This window comes from Cyclobacterium xiamenense (assembly GCF_900109255.1).
GTDB classification, from domain to species: domain Bacteria; phylum Bacteroidota; class Bacteroidia; order Cytophagales; family Cyclobacteriaceae; genus Cyclobacterium; species Cyclobacterium xiamenense.
This window is the reverse complement of the sequence record NZ_FNZH01000002.1, coordinates 167,957-191,958: the sequence shown is the minus strand read 5'-3', so window position 1 is coordinate 191,958 and position 24,002 is coordinate 167,957. Positions and strand designations below refer to the sequence as shown.

Annotated in this window: 16 protein-coding genes; 6 read left to right on the top strand and 10 right to left on the bottom strand. The window is 51.3% G+C overall.

The features are described from left to right. Window positions 1–61 precede the first annotated feature (61 nt). Together BMW71_RS05560 and BMW71_RS05555 are read left to right on the top strand one after the other, a co-directional pair. On the top strand, window positions 62–979 hold the full coding sequence (locus BMW71_RS05560) for a sugar phosphate isomerase/epimerase family protein (RefSeq protein ID WP_092170699.1): 918 nt from the start codon (window positions 62–64) through the stop codon (window positions 977–979). A 184-nt stretch (window positions 980–1,163) separates the two neighbouring features. After that, window positions 1,164–3,815, top strand: coding sequence for a PVC-type heme-binding CxxCH protein (locus tag BMW71_RS05555; RefSeq protein WP_244891093.1), 2,652 nt, complete (start codon window positions 1,164–1,166; stop codon window positions 3,813–3,815). Here the strand turns inward: BMW71_RS05555 and panB are convergent. The 6 genes from panB to BMW71_RS05525 form a co-directional block, all read right to left on the bottom strand. Further along, entirely contained in the window at window positions 3,809–4,630 is an 822-nt protein-coding gene (panB, locus tag BMW71_RS05550; protein ID WP_092170695.1) for a 3-methyl-2-oxobutanoate hydroxymethyltransferase, read from the bottom strand. The genes BMW71_RS05555 and panB overlap by 7 nt on opposite strands. A gap of 2 nt (window positions 4,631–4,632) precedes the next feature. Then, window positions 4,633–5,145, bottom strand: a complete 513-nt coding sequence (locus BMW71_RS05545; RefSeq protein WP_092170693.1) for a phosphoribosyltransferase family protein — start codon at window positions 5,143–5,145, stop codon at window positions 4,633–4,635. Between the two features lie 112 nt (window positions 5,146–5,257). Next, window positions 5,258–6,184 carry a ribosome small subunit-dependent GTPase A gene (rsgA, locus tag BMW71_RS05540; protein WP_092170690.1) on the bottom strand — a complete coding sequence of 309 codons (927 nt, stop codon included), beginning with the start codon at window positions 6,182–6,184 and terminating at the stop codon, window positions 5,258–5,260. Further along, the gene (locus BMW71_RS05535) at window positions 6,169–7,425 is read right to left on the bottom strand and encodes a 3-deoxy-D-manno-octulosonic acid transferase (protein ID WP_092170687.1); all 1,257 of its coding nucleotides are present in this window, start codon (window positions 7,423–7,425) and stop codon (window positions 6,169–6,171) included. Before BMW71_RS05535 ends, rsgA begins: the two co-directional genes overlap by 16 nt. 9 nt (window positions 7,426–7,434) lie before the next feature. Beyond that, a complete protein-coding gene (locus BMW71_RS05530; RefSeq protein ID WP_092170685.1) occupies window positions 7,435–8,082 on the bottom strand; it encodes an alpha/beta hydrolase in 648 nt (215 codons plus the stop codon). Continuing rightward, window positions 8,082–8,600 (bottom strand): cytidine deaminase, encoded by a 519-nt coding sequence (locus BMW71_RS05525; RefSeq protein WP_244891092.1) that lies wholly within the window; start codon window positions 8,598–8,600, stop codon window positions 8,082–8,084. The genes BMW71_RS05530 and BMW71_RS05525 overlap by 1 nt, the downstream gene beginning before the upstream one ends. A 283-nt stretch (window positions 8,601–8,883) precedes the next feature. On the opposite strand from BMW71_RS05525, the gene BMW71_RS05520 reads away from it, so the two are divergent. After that, window positions 8,884–11,982: a SusC/RagA family TonB-linked outer membrane protein gene (locus BMW71_RS05520; protein WP_092170682.1), complete on the top strand. Its 3,099-nt coding sequence runs from the start codon at window positions 8,884–8,886 to the stop codon at window positions 11,980–11,982. A gap of 12 nt (window positions 11,983–11,994) precedes the next feature. After that, entirely contained in the window at window positions 11,995–13,401 is a 1,407-nt protein-coding gene (locus tag BMW71_RS05515; protein WP_092170679.1) for a SusD/RagB family nutrient-binding outer membrane lipoprotein, read from the top strand. 485 nt (window positions 13,402–13,886) lie between these two features. Here BMW71_RS05515 and BMW71_RS05510 read toward each other — a convergent pair whose 3' ends face one another. Continuing rightward, window positions 13,887–15,824, bottom strand: coding sequence for a pyrroloquinoline quinone-dependent dehydrogenase (locus BMW71_RS05510; protein WP_092170677.1), 1,938 nt, complete (start codon window positions 15,822–15,824; stop codon window positions 13,887–13,889). 496 nt (window positions 15,825–16,320) lie between these two features. On the opposite strand from BMW71_RS05510, the gene BMW71_RS05500 reads away from it, so the two are divergent. Together BMW71_RS05500 and BMW71_RS05495 are read left to right on the top strand one after the other, a co-directional pair. Further along, window positions 16,321–17,628: a D-alanyl-D-alanine carboxypeptidase gene (locus BMW71_RS05500; RefSeq protein ID WP_092170671.1), complete on the top strand. Its 1,308-nt coding sequence runs from the start codon at window positions 16,321–16,323 to the stop codon at window positions 17,626–17,628. A gap of 13 nt (window positions 17,629–17,641) precedes the next feature. Next, a complete protein-coding gene (locus BMW71_RS05495) occupies window positions 17,642–19,744 on the top strand; it encodes a S9 family peptidase (RefSeq protein WP_092170669.1) in 2,103 nt (700 codons plus the stop codon). Between the two features lie 43 nt (window positions 19,745–19,787). Here the strand turns inward: BMW71_RS05495 and BMW71_RS05490 are convergent, their stop codons facing one another. The 3 genes from BMW71_RS05490 to BMW71_RS05480 form a co-directional block, all read right to left on the bottom strand. Then, window positions 19,788–22,070 carry an alpha-amylase family protein gene (locus BMW71_RS05490; RefSeq protein ID WP_143057560.1) on the bottom strand — a complete coding sequence of 761 codons (2,283 nt, stop codon included), beginning with the start codon at window positions 22,068–22,070 and terminating at the stop codon, window positions 19,788–19,790. A gap of 5 nt (window positions 22,071–22,075) precedes the next feature. Continuing rightward, a complete protein-coding gene (locus BMW71_RS05485; protein ID WP_092170664.1) occupies window positions 22,076–22,336 on the bottom strand; it encodes a hypothetical protein in 261 nt (86 codons plus the stop codon). Between the two features lie 85 nt (window positions 22,337–22,421). After that, on the bottom strand, window positions 22,422–23,846 hold the full coding sequence (locus BMW71_RS05480; protein WP_092170661.1) for an SDR family oxidoreductase: 1,425 nt from the start codon (window positions 23,844–23,846) through the stop codon (window positions 22,422–22,424). Between the last annotated feature and the right edge of the window lie 156 nt (window positions 23,847–24,002).

Here is a 24,002-nt window from a genome sequence, read left to right as displayed (position 1 = left end):
CTGCAAAATACTTCTCCTGATTTGAATTTTTAGTACTTTAGGAGACGATAAAAAGTAGATCATGAAACAGGTAGACCTTCAGGATTCGACGCATGACCGGCGTAATTTTCTTAAAAAAGCGGGTCTGGGAGTAGCAGGCCTGGCATCTTTTCAGGCAGCATCGCTGGCAAATTCCCGGCATTCAACAAGCCAATCAAAAAAAGTGGAATTGGCCATTGCCACCATCACCTGTGACGGTTTTGGGGACGAAAACTTTGAAAAAGCATTTCAGGTCATTCCTCAACTTCCCTTTAAAAATGTGGAATTCAACTGCTGGTATGGCCGTAACCTTACCCCTTCGGGCATTGGCAGCATACAGCAACGCTGCTACGAACATGGCTTGACCCCCATCTGTGTGCAGGGCAGTTCCTTTGGGGCAGAAGGAAACATCGTAAAGGATGTTGCCCATAAACTTTGGCTGATGGAAGCGGCAAAAAAACTCGGTTGCCGCCGGGTCAAATGCACCGGGGCCGGCCGGGGGAAAGCTGGAGGTCCCGAAGCCGTAGTGGAAATCGTGCGTGAACTGGCCCCTGCTGCGGAAGAAATGGATGTACTGCTCCTGCTGGAAAACCATGCCAATAACAACATCGAATTCATGGAGGATTATGAGAAAATATTTGATGCCATCAATTCCACCCATGTAGGAATGTGTATGGACAATGCGCACTTCAATGGTTCCAACGTGGGCCTGATGGAGGTGGTGGATAAATTTCATGAAAAAATCCTCCACATCGACATCAAAGACACCGAAAAAATGGGTGTTCACAAAGTGGTCAACTTTGGAGAGGGGGTTACCGACAACGATGGGGTAATTCAAAAGATGCTGGACCATGGTTACGAAGGCTATTTGCTGGTTGAAATGGCCCCTCCCCTCAATGAAACTACTCTCGTAAAAGACCTCACGCGCGCGTACCAATTATTCGAAAAATACCAGAGCTAGTGATTTTCTGATACCATTATCCGCCACTATTAGTCGGTTTTTGATGACCACTAACCGGCCGAATAAACCTGTCAGGTTTGATAAAGTAAACGTTCGTTGTTGGTCGGAAACCAAAAAAACCTGACAGGTTTGGGGATCAATAAGCACGAATCAAATCGCTTTCAAAGGAACAAAGGACACCGTTATGCAGCTAAAAAAACCCGACCTATTCCTAATTGCACTTTTTATTGTATGGATACCCGTTTTTTTCTCCTGTGAAAACAGTGCGGTAAAAAATGGGCCCATGGTAGTGGACGGTGTTACCATTTTGGACGAGCGGCTGGAACTAACGCTGATGAAACAGGATCCGGACATTGTCACCCCCATAGGCATTGCCGTGGATGCGCAGGATCGGGTTTACGTACTTGAATCCCACACGCATTTGCCGCCAACCGACTACGTAGGTCCTGAAAACGATCTCATCAAAGTCTATGAAGACAGCAATGGAGACGGGACCTGGGACAAGGAGTCCGTTTTTGCCGAGGGATTATTCGAGGGCTTAAATATCGCTTTTTCTCCGAAAGGGCACCTCTATGCTGTGACCTCCAAAGAAGTGTGGAAATTTTACGACGAAGACAGGGATGGTATCAGTGAGCGACGCGAAAAGCTGTTGGCTTTTACCAAACCCAAACAGGTCTATGCCCATGCAGCCCTGTTGAGCATAGCTTTTGATACCGAAGGCTGGATGTATATCGGACGAGGCAACACCGGTGCCGCCCACTGGATTCTGGAAGGTAGCGATGGGAGCCAGGTTGAAGGTTATGGAGATGGCGGCAATATCCTTCGTGCCAAAACGGATGGGACGGAACTGGAAGTATTTTCTACGGGATATTGGAACCCCTTTGACCTGAAGTTTGACAACTACGGCCGCTTGCTGGTAGCGGATAACGACCCCGACAGCCGGGGTCCCAATCGCCTGGTACATGCGGTAAAAGGCTCCGACTTTGGCTACCAGTCTTTGTTTGGCGGAAGCGGTATCCACCCATACCTGGCCTGGAATGGGGAATTGCCGGGAACCTTGCCCTATGCGGTCCCGTTGGGAGAATCGCCATCGGGGCTACTAAATGCCAACCTGGGCAGGTTACCCCAGGATTACGATGACCAAATGCTTTGTACCATTTGGGAAGAAAGCAGCATCGTCCGGATTGCCATGGAGGAAAAGGGGCTGTCCCTGACAGGGTCCACGGAAGTGATTGTACAAGGAGGTAAAGATTTCCGACCGGTGGCATTTGCCGCGGACAGTAAAGGATCGATCTTTTTTACCGATTGGGTGGAACGGGTGTATCCCAACCATGGAAGAGGGAAAATATGGAAGCTTTCGGCTAGGGAAATTACTGACCCGGTAACCCGGAGAAGCGTGTATCAAGCCCCGAAAGAAAACTCGAAAGTGGAAGAACTAAGGCAGTTGATGGCCGATACGGGTAATTTTGATTTGCATTTTGAGAATTTGAATGCGGAGGATCCCTATGTAAGACATGCTGCGGTGATGGCCTTAAGTAGCAGTGAGCACAGGGAAAAACTGGAACAGGCTATGCAGGAAGCATCAGCTGATGTAAGGTTGGGCGTACTATTGGCACTCCGGCATTCTGATCATCCCAGGGAAGCCGCCCTGGCCCGGCAATTTTTAGCCGATGCCGATCCTGAGATCAGAAGGATGGCACTGATATGGATCGGCAGTCATGGACTGGCATCCCAACGGGAAAACCTGGAGCAGGCCCTTATGGCCGGAGATTTTACGCCCCAATTGTTCGAGACGTATTTGGAAACCGTAAAATTGCTGGAACCCCAATACCAGCAGGCATATCAAAACAAAGAGGAAGAAATCTCCAAGCGGATCCCTTTAAAATTGCCGGATGAATTCATTGCGGGAATAGTCAGTGATCCTAGCCACCCTTCTCAAATGAGAGCCTATGCCCTTCGGTATCTCGAAGATCCGGCCGGTCACAAGGAACTTCTGCTGGAATTTTTATCCCAGGAAGCGGCAGAGGACCTGCAATTGGAAATTATCCAAACCCTGGCCAATGTCCCAGATCCACGGGTGGCCGATGCGCTGCTTCAGGTCAGTTTATCAACAAATAAACCCGTCAATCTCCGAGCTGAGGCTTTGTCAGCGCTTTCCAGGCAGCCCCTTGAGGATTGGAGAGAGATTATTCCCCTATTGGAAGTTTCCGATGAAAACCTGGCCATAGCTGCGGCAGGGTACCTCCGGGCCAAGAGCGGGGATGAAGCGGTGCAAAAAGCCATGGAGCGGGTTTTGAATGATGGAAGCAGTTGTGACAGCGAAGGCCTGCGGCAGCAGTTGATGCTGGCCTTGTCTCAGGATAGGGGAAAACGACCCGACCCGCAGGAATTGGAGGAGTGGACGTCTTTACTTGAAGGTGCGGGAGATCCTGACCGGGGCCGGAGGGTTTTTTATTCCAGCGCATCGCTGTGTGCCACGTGCCATGTTGTCGGAGGCCGTGGAGGCGATCTGGGTCCCGACTTGAGCAATGTAGGTAAATCGAAGGATAGAAAAGGGTTGATCAGTTCCATCCTCGTCCCCTCGGAAGAAATTAGCCCGGAATGGCAAGGCTGGTTCCTGGAGATGAACGATGGCACGCGCTACGAGGGCCGGCAAATAGATGTAGGCGAAAAGCAGATCAAGCTGTATACGCAGGCAGAAGGTTTCATCCAGGTGCAAAAAGCGCAGGTGGCCAATTACGGCATGTCCGACAGCTCCCTGATGCCCAGGGGGCTGGAACAACGGCTGACTAATCAGGAACTAACGGACTTATTGGCTTTTTTGCAGGCTCAATAGCTTTCCTTCTCGTTTGGAAAATCAGCCGATTTTACGTCTTGAATGTATTTCCCCACGGCTTCCAGCATGGTGTTACGGATGTCCGCGTATTGGCGGAGAAATCGGGGCTTAAACTCCTGGGTAATGCCGAGCATGTCATGCAGCACGAGCACCTGTCCGTCCACATCGGGACCCGCTCCAATACCGATCACGGGAATGGTAACCGCTTCTGCTACTCTCCTGGCTAGTTGGGCAGGAATTTTTTCCAAAACCAGGGCAAAACAGCCGCATTCTTCGAGGATTTTGGCATCTTCCAGTAGTTTTCCGGCTTCTTCTTTTTCCCTGGCTCGAACGGTATAGGTCCCAAATTTATAAATGGATTGGGGAGTCAGCCCCAGGTGGCCCATGACCGGTACACCGGCGCTTAGGATGCGCACCACCGATTCCCGTATTTCTGCCCCGCCCTCTACTTTGACGGCATGCGCACCCGACTCCTTCATGATCCGGATTGCAGACCGCAGCGCTTCGGAACTGTTTCCCTGATAGGAGCCAAAGGGAATATCTACCACGACGAGCGCCCGTTCGACAGCCCGGACCACAGCGGTGGCATGGTAGATCATCTGGTCCAGGGTGATGGGTAGGGTGGTTTCGTGACCCGCCATGACGTTGGAAGCCGAGTCTCCGACCAAAATCATGTCAATACCGGCGGCATCCACGATTCCGGCCATGGAGAAATCGTAGGCGGTGAGCATGGAAATTTTCTCTTTCCGCTTTTTCATTTCCTGCAGAATGTGCGTGGTGATCCGCTTCAAATGGGTGGATTGGTGTACAGACATGGCTAGTGCAGGTGAACGGTGGAGGCTTCTGCGTTTAAATCTACGGTAATGTGTTCGCTAAGGGTAGTGGCCAATTCAAAACCGGTGTAGTCGGGTGCTACGGGGTACAATTTATGGCTGCGGTTTACCAGGACTAATACTTCCATTTGCTTCACCTCGGCTTCCAGGAAAGGAACCATGGCATAGGTCAGGGTTTTTCCGGTGTTCAAAACATCGTCTACCAGGATGACGGCGGCACCCGTTAACGGCACCTGCTCGGAAAGGCGTACCTCGTGTATGTTTGGCTGGGATTTATCCAGGTCGATTTTGATTAACTGCAGGTGAAAAGGCGCGATTTCGCGGAGTTTCTCTACCACTCGTTGGGCCAGCACATAGCCCATTCCCGTAAGGCCGGCCACCACCAGTACCTCTTCTTCCGCATTCCTTTCGAAAATTTCGAATGCGATTCGGGTGATTTTCTGTTCGATCTGCCGGTGGTTCAGTACCATCGTTTTTCCCTGTTGCGTCGTTTCCATGCCTTTGTCAAAATTTTAATGAAATTAACCGAAAAGACCCTGCTTTCAAAGCAAAGCACTAAAATACTCGCAGGCGATGCTGCATCCAATCCCTCGAAAGGCTCCGATTTTCTTAGCGGTGGCTGTCTTCTTCGTCCAGTATTTTCAGGTAACTTTCGTACCGGTAGGGGTGGATGTATCCTGCTTCAAGTTGCTCAATGACCTTGCAGCCCGGTTCGTTGACATGGGTGCAATTGTTGTACTTGCACTGGCCCAGGTAGGCGCGCATTTCTACAAAATAATGCGACAATTCCTGCTCCCCAATGTCCAGTATCCCAAATTCCTTGATACCGGGCGTATCAATCAGGTAGCCCTCTTCCTTGCCCAAGGGAAACATTTCCGCAAAGGTGGTGGTATGCACCCCCTTTGATGAGAACTTCGAAACCTCCTGGGTGACCTGACTGGCCGCTGGCACCAACCGGTTGAGCAGCGTGGATTTGCCTACTCCCGAATGACCGGCAATTAAGGTGGTCTTTTCTTTTAACAGGGGGATAAACCGTTCGGTAAGGTTTGGATCAGAGAGGGCGGAGAGTTCCAGCACCGGATAGCCCAGGGGTTCGTAGATTTCCCGGATCAATTCCTTGTATTCCAGGTCTTTTTCTTTGCTGAGGGTTTCCACCTTATTGACCAGGATGCTGGCAGGAATGCGAAAGCTTTCGGTACTTACCAGGAAGCGGTCGATGAATCCCAGCGAGGTCCGGGGGTTACGCACGGTCACCATCAGGAAGGCCTGATCGATGTTGGAGGCCAGGATGTGTGAAAAATGGTGTTTTCGGGTTGATTTCCGAATGATGTAGTTTTCACGGGGTAGGATGTCGGAAATCACCGCCGTTTCCTGATCTTTCTCTTTAGCGAGCAGAACATAATCCCCCACGGCAATGGGGTTGGTCAGTTTGAGCTCCTCCTGTTTGAACTTGCCTCGCAGGCGCGCTTTCAGCAGGCCTTTGGGCGTTTGCACGGCGTACCAGGAGCCTGTGGTTTTGATTACCCTTCCTTCCATTCCAGCTTTTTTATGTGTGCAATTGTCTTTTCTGCACTGCCCAGGTTGTCCTGGAGCAACTTTTTTGCCGCCAGACAGCTTTTTTCGTAAGCGCCCTGTTCGGTCAGGCGTTCCAAAACCTCGGCCAACTCCTGCGTATGTTGCACGGGAAACCCGCAACCGTACTGCTTGCTGATGCCCGCTTCCGGAAATTTAGAAACCCGCCGGACTTTTCCGAACAAAACGGGAATGCCGAATGCCAGTGGCTCCAGAATATTGTGTAGTCCCTTGCCAAAGGCGCCACCCACATAAGCCCAACGGGCAAATTGGTACAGGGAGGAGAGCATACCGATGTTGTCGATCACCAAAACCTTCCATTCGGGAGGATTTTCCCGGCCACTAAAGTCGGAATAGGTGAGGGAAGGGAGCCGGATGGCCTGCTGCCACCTACGGATGGTTGCAGCGTTGATGTCGTGTGGGGCAAGTATAAATTGCCTGTCCCGGGATTGGTTGATCCAGGGAATCAGCAGGTCCATGTCCTCTTGCCAGACACTTCCCAGGACCATCACGGGCTGGTGGATGGTGTTTTGGATTTTGGGGAACGGGGTTGGATGAAGGCGAATCGCGGCCACGTTGTCAAACCGTGGGTCGCCGGATTGTATGCATTGACGGTAGCCAATTGTTTCCAGCAGTTCCAGGGAGTCGGTATTTTGGGTAAAAATATGATCGAAGCGGAAAAGGATCCGGCGGAAAAATGCCCCATACCAGGAAAAGTAAAGCTGTTCTTTTCTGAAGGAAGCCGCGACCAAAAAACAAGGGATTTTGCGTTTTTTCACTTCCCGAAGGTGGTTTGCCCAGAGGTCGTATTTGATGAAAATGACCTTATCGGGTGCCAGCGTGGCCACAAATCTTTTGGCATTTCCGGGAGTATCCGTCGGAATATAGGTAATGTGGTCGACCCAACGTTGTTTTTTCTTGCGCACCTGTTCGTATCCCGAGGGGCTGAAAAAAGAAACCGCAACGGCCCACAGCGGGTATTTTTCTTTAAATGCCGCAATGACTGGCCGGGCTTGTTCGTATTCCCCAAGGGAAGCCACGTGGAACCATACCAGGGGACTGGGCTGCTTTTTTCGAAAGCTGGTGAGGGCAGCAAACAGCTCTTTCCTGCCCTCCACGGCTAGTTTTAGCTTTTCCGATCGCAGACTTCCGATTTTCATAAAAAAGTCCAGCAAATACATGCCCAGATGGTATACCATGCTCATGCCACAAAATTACATCAAAAATAGTTGTTTGAGCAATGCGGGTTCCAATTCGTGTCCGCCAGGGTAGTGAAACGTACGTATATCCGGAATTGCCGCCTCCAGCAGCCGGGCCTGGGCTTCCTGGAATTGTTCGGTCTGAAGAAATGGATCGGATTCTCCCAGCGCAACGAGGACCCGGCTATTCCTAAACCGTTTGCGAAGTACGCCGGGTTCCAGATCATAGGCTGGCGTGCCTCCCCAGAAGATCACCTTGTCCAGGGAGACCTCCGTCTGACAGAGCCAGCGGCTCATGGTGGCAGCACCTTGCGAAAAGCCCAGGCTATGTACCACCTGAAGGTGTGGGAGCTGTGGAAGTAGCTCGCTCAGCATGGAATTGAGGTAATTGTTGGTATTCTCGATGGCCGCGGAGCGCTCGTGCTTGGTCATCCAATTGGCTCCCACCCGACCGGAAAAGCCATTTAGGTACTGCCTATTGAGTCCCTCGGGAGCAACAATCAGCCGGTCCTCGGAAACAAAATGCGCGAACTTTCGCAGGAAAAAATTGGCCAGTTGACCGTATCCGTGAAAAACGATCCAAAGGCTGGTTTCTTTTCCTGTAAGCGGCTGACTCAGGTAATACAGGTGGCGATGGGTAAACGAAAGGGAATGGGATATCATCACCGATTCAGGTCTTCAAATTTATACGGCAACAGCTGATCGATTCCCTCGGCCCGGAGCAAGGTTTCGTCCGGCCGGCACATCAGGATTTCAATGGGCGCCTTGAACTTCATTTCGAATTCACTGATACTTTGCCGGCAAAGGCCGCAGGGAGTTACCGTAGCCAGTCCGGTATTGTCCGACTTTAGGGCGGCGATCACCAAAATCTCTGGTTTGAGGTGTGGGAAGTTAGCATGGGTGTACCCGAGCAGAATTCTTTCCGCGCAAACACCGACCGGAAAGCAAATGTTTTCCTGGTTGTTGGCCCAAAAGGTCTGCCCGTCCTCCAGGACCACAGCCGCGCCTACGCGAAAATTGGAATAGGGTGCATAGGCGTGGTCTGCCGCCTTGCGGGCTAAATGGACCAGGTTGAGACGAATGGCGTCCAGATCCTCTCGTAGTAGGATTTCCAGACTACTGTTGCTGCTGATTTTCCTGTTTTTTTCCATCGGTATTTTTGGCTTTAACTTTCTAAACATACGGTTTAAATTTAGAATTCGCCGGAATCATTTTGAATTAAGCAAGCCAAAAATTGAACTTTTCTCTGAACTATTGGAGAAATAAGTACCGTATTTATTCGTTTTACTGGTTTTTATACCTACCTTAAACTTGTTTTCCAGGCACTAAGTGAACCAAATCGACACAGGAGGGTTTAAATTCTCGCGATCTTGGGTTCAATTTTGCACGGCTAAGTAACCCAAATGGACTTTAGATCGAATAAACACCTATTAAATCAAGTTGAACTATTTTAAACGCAAACGTATGAAAAGAAGATTTACCCTGTATTTCGTGTTACTAACCTGCTTCCTTTTGCAGGGGTCCGTGTTGCTGGCGCAGCAGCGGACGGTTAGCGGCACCATTACCTCCACCGAAGATGGGGAAGTTCTCCCGGGTGTGAGCATCGTCATAGAAGGAACCAGCACCGGCACGGTCTCCGACCTGGAAGGAAACTACTCCCTGGACGTACCCGGTCCGAACGCGGTGTTGCTTTTTTCCTTCATTGGGTTTGCTACCCGATCGGAGCAAGTGGCAAATCGCCAAACCGTGAACATCGCCCTAAGTCCGGAAGCCGGAGATCTGGACGAGTTTATCGTGACGGCCTTCGGTATTTCCCAGGAAAAGAAATCACTAGGCTACTCAGCGCAGAGCATTGATGCAGAAGCCATCACCAAAATGAAGCAGCCTAACCTGGTCAATGCCCTTCAAGGGCAGGTAGCCGGGGTACAGGTTACCAATTCGGGAGGCGCACCGGGTCAATCGGCCCGGATCATCATTCGGGGAATCAACTCCCTGGATCCCGGAGCAGACAACCAGCCGCTCTTTGTGGTAGACGGGGTTCCGGTGGACAATTCCACCATCGAATCCAGTGGAACTCCCCGGGGGCTATCCAACCGAATGGCCGATGTAAATCCCAACGATATCGAATCCATGTCGGTGCTTAAAGGAGCCGCCGCCACGGCGCTATACGGCGTGAGAGCTGCAAACGGGGCGGTAATCATCACTACCAAAAAAGGAAAAGAGGGGCAGATTCGTGTCAATTATAGCGGATCCGTAGGTATCGAGGAACTAAACCGACTGCCCCGGCTACAGGACGAATACGGGCAAGGATTCAGCGGACAATATCAGCCCAACAGCTTCTGGCCTTCCTGGGGAGCCCCCATCAGTCAAGTGCAGCAAACCGTACCCGACCATCGCTACCAGGACAACTGGAACCGGGCCTTCAACACGGGGGTACAAGTGGACAATAGCGTCAGCATTTCTGGCGGAAACGAAAAAGCAACTTTCTACGGATCAATCGGCAACCTGACCCAGGAGGGAATCATCCCGTTCTCTACCTGGGACCGGACCACCGCCAAGCTTTCCGGTTCGGTAAAGGCCAACGAAAAATTTGACTTCTCCGGTTCGATCAACTTCTCCAATACCGGAGGAAACCGCGTGCCACACGACCGCTTTATGGAACGCATGATGTACTGGTCCGAAACGACGGATGTCCGAGACTACATCAACGAAGACGGCACCATGCGTACCTATGGCAATACCAATCCCATTTACGATGCCCGCTTTGCGACGTATGAAGACGATGTCAACCGCATCATTGGGAACATCAACCTGAATTATAACCCGACAGATTGGTTGTCCTTCTCTTACCGACTTGGGAATGATTTTTACAGCGATACGCGAACCGAGATTACGCCAGGTCCCAAGGGAATCGATGGGGAAAGGGCATTGAGCTCCACTGGTTTGTTGGAAGAGACCCGTATCAATAGCCGGGACCTTACTTCAAACTTCTACATAACGCTGAAAAAGCAATTCAACTCCGACTGGAACACCAGCCTTCGGCTCGGTAACGATATCTTTGAGCGCCGGTTTGATCGCATTACAGCAAGGGGAGAGAATTTTGTCATCCCTGAGTTTTACAATTTGAATAATACCACGCAGATATTCGCCAGTCAGGGCAAAAGTCTCAGAAGGCTGGTAGGTTTTTATGGCGACCTGATGGTGGATTACAAAAACTTTCTGTTTCTGAATCTTACCGGAAGAAACGATATCTCCTCCACGCTGCCGAAGGACAACAATTCCTTTTTTTACCCTTCGGTAAACCTGGGCTACGTGTTTAGCGAAAACCTGAGCCTTCCTTCCTGGGTTACCTTCGGTAAATTGCGCGCTTCCTGGGCGCAAGTGGGAAAAGACACCAATCCCCACATCCTGGGAGCTACGTATGCCTCTCCGTCCATTTTCCCGTTGAACGGACAGGTAGGGTTCACCCGGAACTCTGTCTTTGGCGATCCGAACCTGCGGCCGGAGTTAACGACTTCGCTCGAGTTTGGCTTGCAGACGGCCTTTTGGGACAATCGGGCCAACTTTGACGTGACCTACTACAAGTCGAACGCCCAGGATCAGATCATCCCGGTACCGATCTCTGACGCAACCGGATTTTCTTCCTACATCACGAATGCAGGAGAAATCGAAAACAGCGGCTTTGAATTTATTTTAGGCGGCACGCCGGTTCAGACGCAGGATTTTTCCTGGTCCATCAATGCCAACCTCTCCATAAACAATAACGAGATCAAGTCTATTCGGGAAGGAATTGACGAGATCGTGGTAGGCAGTCAATTTGGCTACGTGGGGTCCACGGTTACCATGAAATTGATAGAGGGAGAGGCCTATGGAAATATTTTCGGCAGTTCTTACCAGCGGCTTGGTGCCGATCCGGACAACTTGTTTCTGGATCGTAGCCTGCCGGTAATCATTGGTGCAAACGGCTTCCCCGTAAGAACCGGAACCCAATTGGTGCTTGGAAATGCCGTACCAAAATGGATCGGGGGGATCCGCAACGATTTTACCTACAAGGGATTTGAGTTATCCTTTTTGGTAGACTTTCGAACCGGTGTAGAGCAATACAACCAGTTTGCAAATTTCCTCTCTGCCTTTGGCAAAAATGAGTTTACCGAGGCCCGGGAGGATTTCCGGGTGTTTGAGGGAGTACTTGCCGACGGTTCGCCCAATACACAGGAAGTATGGCTGGGTCAGGGTGTCGGTCCGGACGGCGTGAACTACGGCGCCGGCTATTGGCGGAATCACTACCGTACCACCAGTGAGAACTTTGTGACCGATGCCAGTTTCATTAAGTTGCGAAATCTCACCTTGGGCTACAACCTGAGCCCGGGGATTTTGGAAAGCACGCCGTTTCGATCCGCAAGGGTATCCGTAGCAGCCAATAACATTATCCTGTACACGCCTTGGGATGGCTTTGATCCGGAATCCTTTTCAGCTGGAGCCGGAGGAAATGCCGTGGGATTTACTGGCCTTGGCTTCCCCGGAGTACAGAGTGTATTCTTTAATCTCAACCTTGGACTTTAATTTTCAGCCATTATGAAATCGATACATATCCGACTACTTGGTCTGTTACTTTTGGTAGGAATTTCGTCCTGCGAAGAGTTTCTGGACGTTAATGAAAATCCGAATAATCCGGAAGATGCTCCCATCACGGGGCTGATGACCAACGCTACCTACGAAACGGCCCTGAACGTGCAACGGGTCGGCAGCACTACCTCCAATTACGTGCAATACCTGGCCTCTCCCAATCCCGCAAGTGCCTCCGATGTCATGGATCCCCTGAACTTTAGTGGTACCTGGTTTAATCTCTACAACGTGATGACCGATTTGACCGACCTGATCAGCAAGGCCGAGGAATCCGACGCAGGTCATTACCTGGGTGCCGGGCAGGTCTTGATGGCACTGAACCTGGGTATGACGGTTGACATCTTTGGTGATGTGCCCTATTCCGAAGGCTTTGATTTCAGTTCGGTGACCCCGACGTACGACGATGACGAGCAGTTGTATGCAGAAATTATGCGTTTGCTGGATAGCGGCATACAGAACCTCGCAGGTAGCACCACCATTTCCATGGGAGCAGATGATTTTATCTTCCAGGGAGACGTGGAAAAGTGGGGCAAGTTTGCCAACGTTCTTAAAGCAAGGTTTATGCTACACACGAAAGGCACCGGTAGTTACAACGAAAGCGAATTGCTCGCTGCACTGGAAAATGGATTTTCCGGGAATGAAGACGATGCCTCCGTAACCTTTTTCGAGCAGCGCTTCAATCCCTGGGCCCAGGTTGCCATTAACAACGCAAACCTGTTATTGGGCGGATGGATTTCCACCCAGTTTATCGAAGCGTTGGATGGCACGTCGTATCCTACAGTAGACCCACGGCTTGGTCTAATGATTGGTACCACGGATGAGGGTGAATTTGTGGGTGTACCCAACGGTGAGGGCCGGGGAGATGCGCCGGAGCAAGGTGCCCGATCCACCCTGGTTCCCGGGCAGTTTTATACTTCCGAATTGTCGCCGCTTTTGATCGCAACCTATGCAGAGCAAAAGTTTATCGAAGCGGAAGCCGCGTTATCCACGGATCCAGGCAGGGCTTATGCGGCTTATTTGGCCGGAATCGAAGCGCATATGGACATGCTGGAGGTGCCTCAGGCGGAGAAGGATGCCTATTTGTCCGACCCCAGCGTGGCCGTGGGTGCACAAGCCCTGACCTTGGATACCATTCTAAAGGAAAAATGGGTAGCCTTATTCTTGCATCCAGAAACTTGGAACGATGCCAGGAGATTCGATTACGGCTACAAGGACATGACCGTACCAGCAAATCTAAATGCCGATCTGAACGGGCAGTTTATCCGCAGGCTCGCCTACCCGGACAACGAAGTCAGCAGAAATGGCCAAAATGTGCCTACCGTGACCCTATTGGACCGAATCTGGTGGGACCAGTAAGTAAAAATTAAATGCATCTTTTTCCCAGGGCGAAGTTAGAAACTTCGCCCTTACTTTTTTTGCGACTCCTACTGATCGTTGCGTTCTATGAACCCCTGGAAAGAACCGCACCTTCCCTTTAGTCCGGATTTTGCATAACTAATCGTCATGAGAATTGAAACGGCAAGAAAATCAGGCTGTTTGGAGATTGAGGCATTGCACTGCTACGGTGAAATCGAAAACCGCAGCGTAGCGACTGATTTTGAAGTAGTTTCAGTTCCTACTACCTGTGCGCCTTGGGGTAGATAGGCTTATTGGCTATTTCGGGCTTAACAAAGCCGATGAGTTTTCAATCCCGATGAATCCTGGTACACCTCAATCTATTTTTACGGTTGCAGGTTTTTCCGGTTGAAGCAATGCCCATTGAATCGGAAACCTGGTCGTTTTTCGGATGCAGGAAGAAGCGGTGTGGAAGAGAACGGGGAAAAAAGCGGGCCATACCCCATTCAATCCAAGGCATAGGCTACGACGTAATCGCCTAGTGGTGTACCCAACTTGCCATGCCCACCCGCTGAAATCACCAGGTATTGTTTCCCGTTCAATTGATAGGACATAGGGGTGGATTGGCCACCTGCAGGAAGCTGGCTTTGCCAGAGTAGTTCACCGGTTTCGGTAGCAAAGGCCCGGAAAAAACCATCTAAGGATGCGGCTACAAACGTCAGTCCGCTGGCCGTGGTCAAGGCACCCCCAAAATTGATGGAGCCCCAATTGACCGCGTCGGGGTAGGTTTGGGGATCGTACATAAAACCCAGCGGCACTTCCCATTTGCGTTCCCCGGAATTCATGTCAATGGCCAGTAGGGTTCCCCAGGGCGGTTTTGTCTGCATGCGCAATCCCTCCTGGCTTCTCGTAAACAAGTAATCCCTTTTCAAGACATAGGGGGTTCCCTCCTGAAGTCCGGTTTCTGCCCGCAGTAGGGCCTCGTTTTTTCCTTCCTCTTCCTTAAGTTTTTCGCGGGGGATCAGCCGGATGACGGCTACCAGTCGGTTGATATTGGTAATCAGGAGATTTCGGCCTGGATCGTAGGAAACTCCTCCCCAATGCACGCCACCGGCATTGGAGGGGGTTACCATGGTGCCTTGCAGGCTGGGAGGGGTAAACGGACCCTCATTGACCAAGGAGGCGATTCGCTCTTCGGCAACTTCCCTGTCGGCTTCCGTTAACCCCCAGGCATCCTCAATACGGACCTGCTGTGGCCCTACCGGTAGGGGCAACACCGGAAAGGGCTGAGTGGGATAGGCTTGCTCTCCGGGAACCTTGCTTTGAGGAACAGGTCGCTCCTCGACCGGAAATAATGGTTTTCCAGTCTCCCGGTGCAGGAGGAAAATATGCCCCATCTTCGTTCCCACTGCCACTGCCGGAACCTCCCCACCATCCCGCTCTACCGAAATCAATGCCGGCTGGGCGGCGTTGTCATAATCCCAGAGATCGTGGTGAACGGTCTGGAAATGCCAGACCAGCTTACCGGTGCTGGCCCGGAGAGCAACTATTGAATTGGCGTACTCGTTTCTACCGACGCGTTCTCCCCCATAATAATCCGGACTGGGACTCGTGGTGGGGATAAATACCAGGTTCCGTTCGGGATCCACTGAAAGGATGGACCAGGCATTGGCGGCACCGGTCTGCGCTGCTTTTTTCCCCTTCCAGGTAGCCCTGGCCGGATCGTCGGCCTTGCGGGGTATGGGATCCCAACGCCACTTTAATTTTCCCGTCAACACATCAAAGGCCCTAACTACTCCGCGCTCGTAATCCAGCCGTTGGTTATCGCCCATAGAAGAGCCGGTGATAACCGTATTTCCAATGATCGCCGGAGGGGAGGTGACGCTGATGGGGCCGATTCCCCTGCGCAAGTCAATGGTTCCTTTCCTTCCGAATTCGGGAATAGGTTTTCCGGTTGCGGCAGAAAGTGCAATCAGACGACCGTCAATGGTTGCCAGGAAAATTCGGCGTTCCCTATCCTTGCCCACCTCATCCGGTCCCGGCCAGGTAGATACGCCCCGGGAGGTGATTTCGGAATAATCCTCTTTCAGGTTAACTTTTGGGTCAAAAGTCCATTTCTCGGCACCGGTTGCTGGATCCAGGGCAATGACCCGATTGCTGGGAGTACTTAGGTACAAAACGCCTTCCACCATCAAAGGCGTGGCTTCGAATGCGGCTTTTTCTGCGGCGTTGTTTTGCTGGTAGTATGCCAATTCCCCGGTACGGTAGGTCCAGGCCACCTTCAACCGATGGAGATTTTCCGGGGTAATTTGGGAAAGCGCAGCATGCCGCATACCGCTCGGATCACCTCCGTAGGCAGGCCAGTCGGCGTCATTTACTTGGCCAAAAAGGGTACCGGAAAGTGCGAGAAAAAGGCAGCCGAAAAAGCCACTATATTTTTTCATCGATTCGCTGTTTGGTTGTTATAGGTCATAATTTGTCGCACCCGGAAGCTCAGGAGACCCCTTCCCCAGACCGATTTGGTAAATTTAAGGGCTATCCGTGCAGCCAATCGGGTGCCTTGCCTCCCCCATGTCCGGTTCGGGCCGGTGTCGTTTCAGTTGGTCAGGCATTGTCTGCAATTGTTGAAGGAAAAGTAATCATTTTATCCGATTGAAAGCAATGATCAAACGGCTTTTTCATGCCCGGGCACATCCGTTTACTGAAGAGGTTTTACCGCAGGATCAAGGCCAGCTGGCCTGGCCAGGGTCTGCTCGCCACTTCTGCCGGGATAGGGCTGCCATTTCCCTCCGTAGGCTTGCCGGGATCAAGAAGTGCAATCGGTTTAAAATAATGGATGAGACTCAAAATTCGCCTTTTTTTTCCCAAAAAACGGCCAATTCCTCGATATTTTTTTTAGCTTTTTATTTTTTATTGGCAAGGCAGGGTTAAATTTAACCCATGAAGCACATTTACTGGCTATTACTCCTCCTAATCAGTTCCTGCACGGTACAAAAAGTTAAAAAATCCGTCTACGATTCCGAGGTCTTTGAAAGAGGACACATGGGATTCATGTTGTATGACCCGGTTAAGGAAAAGACGCTGGTCAGTCTGAACGAGAAAAAGTATTTTATTCCCGCTTCCAATACCAAGATTTTTACCTTTTATACCAGCTACAAAGTATTGGGGGACGATCGGGTAAATGGACTGAACTACCTGGAAAAAGGAGATTCCCTGGTGTTTTGGGGAACAGGGGATCCATCCCTGTTGCATCCGGATTTTCAGGATAGCACCGTCATCCGATTTTTGAAAGAACGGCCGGAAGAACTGTACCTGGTAGATAATTTTGCGCAGGTACCCCGGTACGGTCGCGGGTGGACCTGGAATTGGTACCCCTACTACTTCGCTGCCGAGCGATCGGCCATGCCTATCTACGGGAATGTAATCCGGTATTCCAAAGTCGCCGCTTCGCCCATCGCCACCGTCTATCCTAAGAGTACCTTTTTACCCATGAGTAAGCAGCTGGGTGAAATGCCAGACAGGTATAGCATTCGCAGGGACTTCGAACGAAACTTATTTTATTATGCATTGAATCCGGAGGCGGGGGAACTGGCTTTTGAAACCGACAAACCCTTCATTACCTCTCCCAACCTGAGCAAAAATTTGCTTCAGGAAGCCGTTGGCCGGAAAATTAACCTGATCGAAGATCTGGGGTATACCAGCACGCCCCATCAAACGCTGCAAACGGCACAAGCGGATTCCATCTACGCTCAGATGATGAAAATCAGTGATAATTTTCTGGCAGAACAACTCATGGTACTGGTGGCAGACGCGCTCTTTGACTCCCTGGATATGGCCGCAGCCATCACCTATGCCACCGACAGTTTGTTGAAAGACCTTCCGGACGAACCGCAGTGGGTGGATGGATCGGGATTGTCTCCACAAAACATGTTTACCCCACGATCGGTCATCAAATTGCTCGACAAAATCCAACAGGAGGTACCCATGGAAAAGATCAAGGCGTATTTTCCCGCCGGAGGTGAGTCCGGGACAATCCGAAACTGGTATCCCGCAGACCCGGGAGACCCCCCTTATATTTATGCAAAAACCGGCACGCTGAGCATGAGCGCGGCGTTGAGTGGATACCTGTTTACCAAAAGCGGTAAAACCCTGCTCTTCAGCACGTTTTTTAACAATTATACCGGGAGTTCCAGTGTTCAGAAGACCGAACTTCAGAAGGTACTTTATTTTATCCACGCGAATTATTGACCCCGACCCCTGTATGCCCCTTTTCAAAGCACTTTTCGGATTATTACTGGTCCTTGTTGCGCTGTTACCACCCTGTTTATCGTTTGCTCAGGGTTTTAGTACGCTTTCTGTTTCCCGGTTTTCCTTTCCTTCCGAACTCACCGCTCATGCTGCCAGCGGCCACATTGCCTGGGCCATGGACGAGCAAGGCAAACGAAACGTATACCTTGCCGAAGCGCCCGATTATGCCGTCCGAAGGTTGACTCACTTTCAGGAAGACGATGGCCAGGAAATCAGCAGTTTGCAGTTCAGCAAAGATGGGGGGTACCTGGTGTTTGTACGGGGTGGAGACCACGGTGGAGGCAATGCTTCGCGACCGGTAAACACCCAAAACATGCCGAAAATGAGTAGCGTGGATATTTGGACGATATCCCTTGCATCCGGGGAAGCCAGTCCCTTGACCAGCGGGGATTATCCCGTATGGGGCAGCGGACATAATTTGGCTTTTATCAAAAACGGCGAAATCTGGCTCAAGGACCTGGCTAGCGAGGAGCCGGCAAAGGCCATTATTCAGAACAGAGGTCGGCTCGGTGAGCTCCGTTTCTCTCCAGATGGCAGTCAATTGGCTTTTGTGGCCAATCGGGGGACGCATGCCCTGATCGGGGTGTACCGGGACGAATCCACCCCGGTGAATTGGCTTGCCCCCTCCTTTCAACGCGATCAGTCGCCCCGATGGTCACCGGATGGACAGTCCATCGCTTTTGTACGGACCCTGGGGGGTTCGGGAGCGGCCTTGCCGCTGTTGGAAAAGCGTCACGTGCCCTGGGAGATTTGGACAGCCGATGTGCGGTCCGGGAAAGCGGTCCGACAGTGGAAGGCTCCGGAAACCCTGGCTGGCTCGGTGCCCACCACGCACGGTGGATTTAACCTGCATTGGCCGATGCGGGAGCAATTGGTATACCTTTCTTACGAAGACGGATGGCCGCACCTGTATTCGCTCGATCTGCGGAGCCAGGAAGCGACCCTACTCAGTCCGGGAGAGTTTATGGTGGAGCAGCTCAGCCTGCATCCCGATGGAAAAAGCCTGGTTTTTGCCGCCAATGGGGGCGACCTGCCGGATGACCTGGATAGGCGCCATGTGGCTACGGTTGATTTGACGAGCGGAACATTTACCTGGAAAAGCTCCGGAGAGGGGATTGAAGCTTATCCGATCTTTACCGGTCGCGAAGACGAAATCGCCTTTTTCTCAGCTACGCCGAAGCGTCCCTTGCTTCCGGCCGTTTTACGGGAGGGGGAGGTCCGTTTGTTGGGTGAAAATCTCATTCCAGCCGATTTTCCTACGGAAGCGTTGGTAGCTCCCAGGCACGTGTCGTTTATCGCCGCCGACGGTACCCGGGTGTACGGGCAATTGTTTGAACCGGCTGGCGGTCCGGCGAAAAAGGCAGCCGTAGTCTTTGTTCACGGCGGACCGCAGCGGCAGATGCTATTGGGCTGGAGTTACATGGATTATTATTCCAATACCTACGCTATCAATCAAAAGCTGGCCGAAATGGGCTTTGTGGTCTTGTCGGTGAATTACCGGCTGGGAATAGGCTATGGGTACGATTTTCATCGGCCTGCCGGCACCTATTACCAGGGGGCAGCCGAATACCAGGACATCAAGGCTGCTGGGGAATTCCTGGCCGGCATGGAGCAGGTGGATGCGGAGCGCATCGGCATTTATGGAGGATCTTATGGGGGTTACTTGACGGCCATGGCATTGGCCCGGGACTCCGATCTGTTCAAGGTAGGCGTTGACATCAGTGGCGTGCACGACATGGATCATCGGTACGAGCTGCCCGAGGGCGTTGAAGTGGCACCGGACTATGCAGAAGCCAAGCAAATCGCCTGGGAATCCTCTCCCATGGCAGATTTGGATCAATGGACCTCCCCTGTCTTGTTCATTCATTCGGACGATGACCGTAACGTGGGATTTTATCACAGCGCCGATCTGGTCCGGCGTTTTGACGAGTTGGGAAAACCCTACGACTATCTGGTCATTCCGGGAGATACGCACCATTGGATGCAGTTTTCGAATCGGCTACGGGTTAACGAAGCCACCGTGGCGTATTTGGGAAGGCACCTGCTTCAAAAATAATAAAGCCGATGCGTTTCGCTGGCATATAAGCCACTAAAATGGACTATTCCAATAGGAGTTGGTTTGATTGACGGTCCAGCAAGAGGGTCGAAGGAGTGCTTTTCGTTTCAATCTCCTTCCCACCCGGTAGCACTTTGGTACCGGCAGTTTTGCTATGAATCATGATCCAGTCGCGGTTTCCATACGCGATATCTCCGTTGTCTGTATAGATGCTTACCCCTGCTTTTTCCCAGATTTGGCGAAACACTTCCGCGTTCACAATGGGGACCCCGCTGTACCAGGCAGTATGCGTTGCCTGTTCTTTCATGCCAATTGCAGGCAAATTCAGGCCCTGATAGGTACCCAGTTGAGTCATCTCGGGATCCTCCGGGTAAAAGACGGGATCATAGGCTGCCGTAGCCTCCATCGGGTCCAGGGTTGTCCAGGTATCTCCAAAAATAATTTTCAGGGCTTCATCGTAGTGGGTTGTCTTTAGGTTGATTCCAGTCAATTCCGAAACAAACCGGGATTGGTGGCCTTTTCCGTCCAGGTATCCCGGGGCGTACATCCAAACCAGATGCCGACCTTCAGCCGCTACTTTATTTTTTATCAGTGCTCTGCTACCTGCGTCCATTACAAACGTGTTGAAGAAAACCACTGCTTTATAAGAGGATAAGTCTGCTTTCTCCAAATCCGCAAGGTGTATGGCATCAAAAAGGGCTCCCGAATAAAACAAGGCAAGGCTGCTGTAATTGATCAATTGGGGGGTAATGGGGCAGGGTTGCTGCCGGGTGCTTCTCGTGTATTTGATACTTTCCGTGTCGAACACGGCAAGTACCTCTGCCCCGGACTCGTATTCCTGGTGGAGCAGGGTGTCGGCAATGGCCTTTAAGGCACCAATGGTCTCCATGTACCGCGGATGATCCCAGTAACCGTTGGTACCCGCCTGGTCGTTTCGCTGGTTGTTTGGGTGGAGGTGCATACTGGCCGGGCCAAAATCGTAGAACCACAGGCCCTGTCCCTTCAGCAATGGGTACAACACGTTGCGGCGAATCATGGATACATTGGCCGTCAGGGCTTGTTCGTAGGCTTCCCGGTTTTCGGTCAATCCCTGATAGGGCCAGACCCTTCTGGGTTGTTGATCGTATTCGTCCAGCCATAGTTTTCCATTCAGTAGGAGAGAATGGTTGAGCGTTCTGGACCGGTAGGGCTCCCCGGGCTGGTAGCCACTATCCGGATAGTAGGATTGGGGTCCACTCAGGTAGTCGATCTGATCCGAGGCCAGGACTTTCTGAAGTGCCAGGTGTCCTCCCGCCGCCTCCCGACCAAACACGGAAAAATAGTATCCGTAAAAGGCTCCGGTGAGGATGGGCCGGGGCCAGTTTTCCTTGACGGTTGAACAAAAATCGATGATCAAATCCGCTACCAGTTCGTGCTGGCAGCTGTAATAATCGATTACATTTCTTTCGGCCTGCGGATCACGAAAGATACCGGCAGATGTATGACTGCGTTCCTCGGTATCGGGTATACTTGCGCTAGCAAAAGAAGCGGTACTGTCAGCCCATGCCCGCTGCAGCGCGGTCTGACTACCGTATTTCTGTTGTAGCCATTCGCGGAAATGGGCTTCCATGGCAGAACAAAAATCCGCTTCGTTGCGCATGAAGCCCCATTGATGCCACTCTCCATAGACTCCGTTTGCCAGGTGCATCCCGATGAGTCGATCTCCCTGTGGAGTTTTTGAAAAGGATTGGCAAAAGGCAGCCAATTTTTCCCTGGCCTCGGATTGCCAGCGCTTGGATGCAAAACTGGCCCGCATGGGAATTCGGGCATCTGCTTCCAAAATCCGGCTAAAGCCTAGTTGTTCATCCGGCATGGGTTCCACACCATCGTATCGGGTCATCTCTTCCGGATGTCGCTCCATCCACCACTTTGGAGCATTGAGGTGGAATCGAAAAACCACCCCGGCATCGGGGCAAACTTCCAGGACACCGTCTACCTGTTTTTTGGCCAGGGAGAGATCCAGGCTTCCGTCCGCTTGCCAGAACTGCTCCAAAAACAAATCCAGTTGGTACAGCCGTATGCCCTGCTCACAAAATTGCCGGATATTGTGCTGGGGGATTTCCTCCCAGGACCAGCGGCCGCCAGGGACATCGGTTAATCCGTATTGAACCGGCGCTACCGGCGTTCCGTTCAGGAAGATGGTGGGCTTTCCTTTGTAGGGACCTACCGCTGCGGAATAAGCTGCGCCATCTTCCTGGTATTCGGATTGGCAGCCAAAAGCCCATCCGAACAGGGCCATTAAAAGCAAATTCCTCCCAAGAGTACCACACAATAGGCTTACATGCATCGCGATCAATTTATTTTGACTAGCTTTTCTAAAACACTTTTGTGAACGGATAGAAAATTCTCCGTACCGGAATGGTTGACAAAGTAAGGGACCGGTCGCTCATCCGCTATCACTTGCTTGTATACCTTCCTTGCCGCAGTTCGAACCGAAGGGCTTTGCTGAATCATCAGGACCCAAACCTCCTCATCCGCTTCCAGTTTCTTTTTTAGATCCTTCGAATTTACTCGGTTTCTGGTACGAGTACCCGGGTCTTTTCTCGTACGCATGGCCGCTTGCGTGTTTCAGACCTATGTTATTTTAAGCGTCGGTCAGCAGCACGGTCTTTTCATCGGTTTAGATTCACTGGATAAGTTACTCAATAGCGGCTATATTTTTAATCATCCCTCCAAAGATAAATCCATGAAAAGGTAGCACGGAATACCAATACAGCCTGCCCAACAAGCCCAAGGGTCGAAAGGTTGCTGTTTGAATCAACACCTTGTCTTCAATCTTGAATTCCAGCCAGGCCTCTCCGGGTAATTTCATTTCTGCGTACAGCAGGAGCCGCTTTTCCTCCTTGTCGGCAATGAGCACCCGCCAGAAATCCAGGGTCTCGCCTGCGGAAATTTCCGTCTCACTTTTTCTTCCGCGGCGCATGCCGACACCGCCTACCAACTGATCCAAAAAGCCCCGCATTTCCCAAAGCCAGTTGCCGTAATACCAGCCGGTTTTTCCACCAATTTTCCAGACGGCCTGTAGTACCGCTTCCGGGTGGCTTATTTCTTGCCTACGTACTTCCACAAAGCAGCCGTTTACCGGTACTTCCATGTATTGGGTGAGCCCTTTTTGGAGCAGGTCACTGGTCTGCGCATCCTTCCAGCTTGACAAGACCTGGTTTTGTTCGATCTTATCGAATGCCATTCGTATGGCATCCTCGTAGCCGATAGGGGTAATACCCAGTGTGGACGCCAGGTTATTCGGTGAACAAATCACCTCAATTTTCATGCTGTTGACCAGGTTCTGGGCCAGGGCGTAGGAGGTGGAGGTGACAAAATACAGCCAATAGGAGGAGATTTTTGGTGTCATGACCGGCACGATCCCAATCCTTCGGGTCAACCCTCTGATTTTTGCAAAACGCTGCAGCATTTCCTTGTAATTGAGAATGTCCGGTCCGCCAATATCGAAACTTTGGTTATAGGTTTCTTCTTTCAAGATGACCCCATTTAGAAATTCGATCACGTTTCGGATGGCTATCGGCTGACACTTGGTTTTTAGCCATTGTGGAGCAATCATGACCGGTAGTTTTTCTACCAGGTCGCGGATGATTTCGAAGGAGGCGCTGCCGGAGCCGACAATGATCCCTGCTTTGAGGGTAGTTAGGGCAAAGCGAGCGTTGGATAAGATGTGTTCGACGTTCTTACGAGAGGAGAGGTGTTTGGACAATTCCGCATCGTTGACAATACCGCTCAGGTAGATAACCTGCCTGGCCCCGGTCTTTTCCAGGCGGTCCCGGAAATTGTTGGCGCAGGTAGCCTCCATTTCTTCAAATTTCCCACTTTGGGTAGACATGGAGTGAATGAGGTAGTAGGCCAGGTTAATATCTTCAGGGATATTTTGCAGGCTGTTTGTATCCAGAAAATCGACTTCAATTACACGAAGGTTTTCCGGAGCAAAACGGTGGCTATTGAAGCGGTTTTTGTCCCGGACACAACAGATTACCTGGTGTCCTTCCTGTAAAAGTACTGGCAATAAGCGCTGGGCAATGTATCCGGTCGCTCCTGTAAGTAGTATTTTCAATGTGGTGGTATTAATTGGTTTTTGGGAGCCAAACCAGGGCATTTTTTGAAGTTCCGATTGTACCTGCACCGCTCGGTCCCAAGTACCGTCTGGATGGCTTTTCGGATCCCCTGCCTGCGCCCGTTTTTCCTTAATGTACGAATTCTTTCCGGCATT

Excerpts from the sequence above, each read along its gene's own strand:
- BMW71_RS05560 (WP_092170699.1), top strand. The coding sequence starts at position 62 with ATGAAACAGGTAGACCTTCAGGATTCGACGCATGACCGGCGTAATTTT.
- BMW71_RS05555 (WP_244891093.1), top strand. The coding sequence starts at position 1,164 with ATGCAGCTAAAAAAACCCGACCTATTCCTAATTGCACTTTTTATTGTA.
- panB (WP_092170695.1), bottom strand. The coding sequence starts at position 4,630 with ATGTCTGTACACCAATCCACCCATTTGAAGCGGATCACCACGCACATT.
- BMW71_RS05545 (WP_092170693.1), bottom strand. The coding sequence starts at position 5,145 with ATGGAAACGACGCAACAGGGAAAAACGATGGTACTGAACCACCGGCAG.
- rsgA (WP_092170690.1), bottom strand. The coding sequence starts at position 6,184 with ATGGAAGGAAGGGTAATCAAAACCACAGGCTCCTGGTACGCCGTGCAA.
- BMW71_RS05535 (WP_092170687.1), bottom strand. The coding sequence starts at position 7,425 with ATGAGCATGGTATACCATCTGGGCATGTATTTGCTGGACTTTTTTATG.
- BMW71_RS05530 (WP_092170685.1), bottom strand. The coding sequence starts at position 8,082 with ATGATATCCCATTCCCTTTCGTTTACCCATCGCCACCTGTATTACCTG.
- BMW71_RS05525 (WP_244891092.1), bottom strand. The coding sequence starts at position 8,600 with ATGTTTAGAAAGTTAAAGCCAAAAATACCGATGGAAAAAAACAGGAAA.
- BMW71_RS05520 (WP_092170682.1), top strand. The coding sequence starts at position 8,884 with ATGAAAAGAAGATTTACCCTGTATTTCGTGTTACTAACCTGCTTCCTT.
- BMW71_RS05515 (WP_092170679.1), top strand. The coding sequence starts at position 11,995 with ATGAAATCGATACATATCCGACTACTTGGTCTGTTACTTTTGGTAGGA.
- BMW71_RS05510 (WP_092170677.1), bottom strand. The coding sequence starts at position 15,824 with ATGAAAAAATATAGTGGCTTTTTCGGCTGCCTTTTTCTCGCACTTTCC.
- BMW71_RS05500 (WP_092170671.1), top strand. The coding sequence starts at position 16,321 with ATGAAGCACATTTACTGGCTATTACTCCTCCTAATCAGTTCCTGCACG.
- BMW71_RS05495 (WP_092170669.1), top strand. The coding sequence starts at position 17,642 with ATGCCCCTTTTCAAAGCACTTTTCGGATTATTACTGGTCCTTGTTGCG.
- BMW71_RS05490 (WP_143057560.1), bottom strand. The coding sequence starts at position 22,070 with ATGCATGTAAGCCTATTGTGTGGTACTCTTGGGAGGAATTTGCTTTTA.
- BMW71_RS05485 (WP_092170664.1), bottom strand. The coding sequence starts at position 22,336 with ATGCGTACGAGAAAAGACCCGGGTACTCGTACCAGAAACCGAGTAAAT.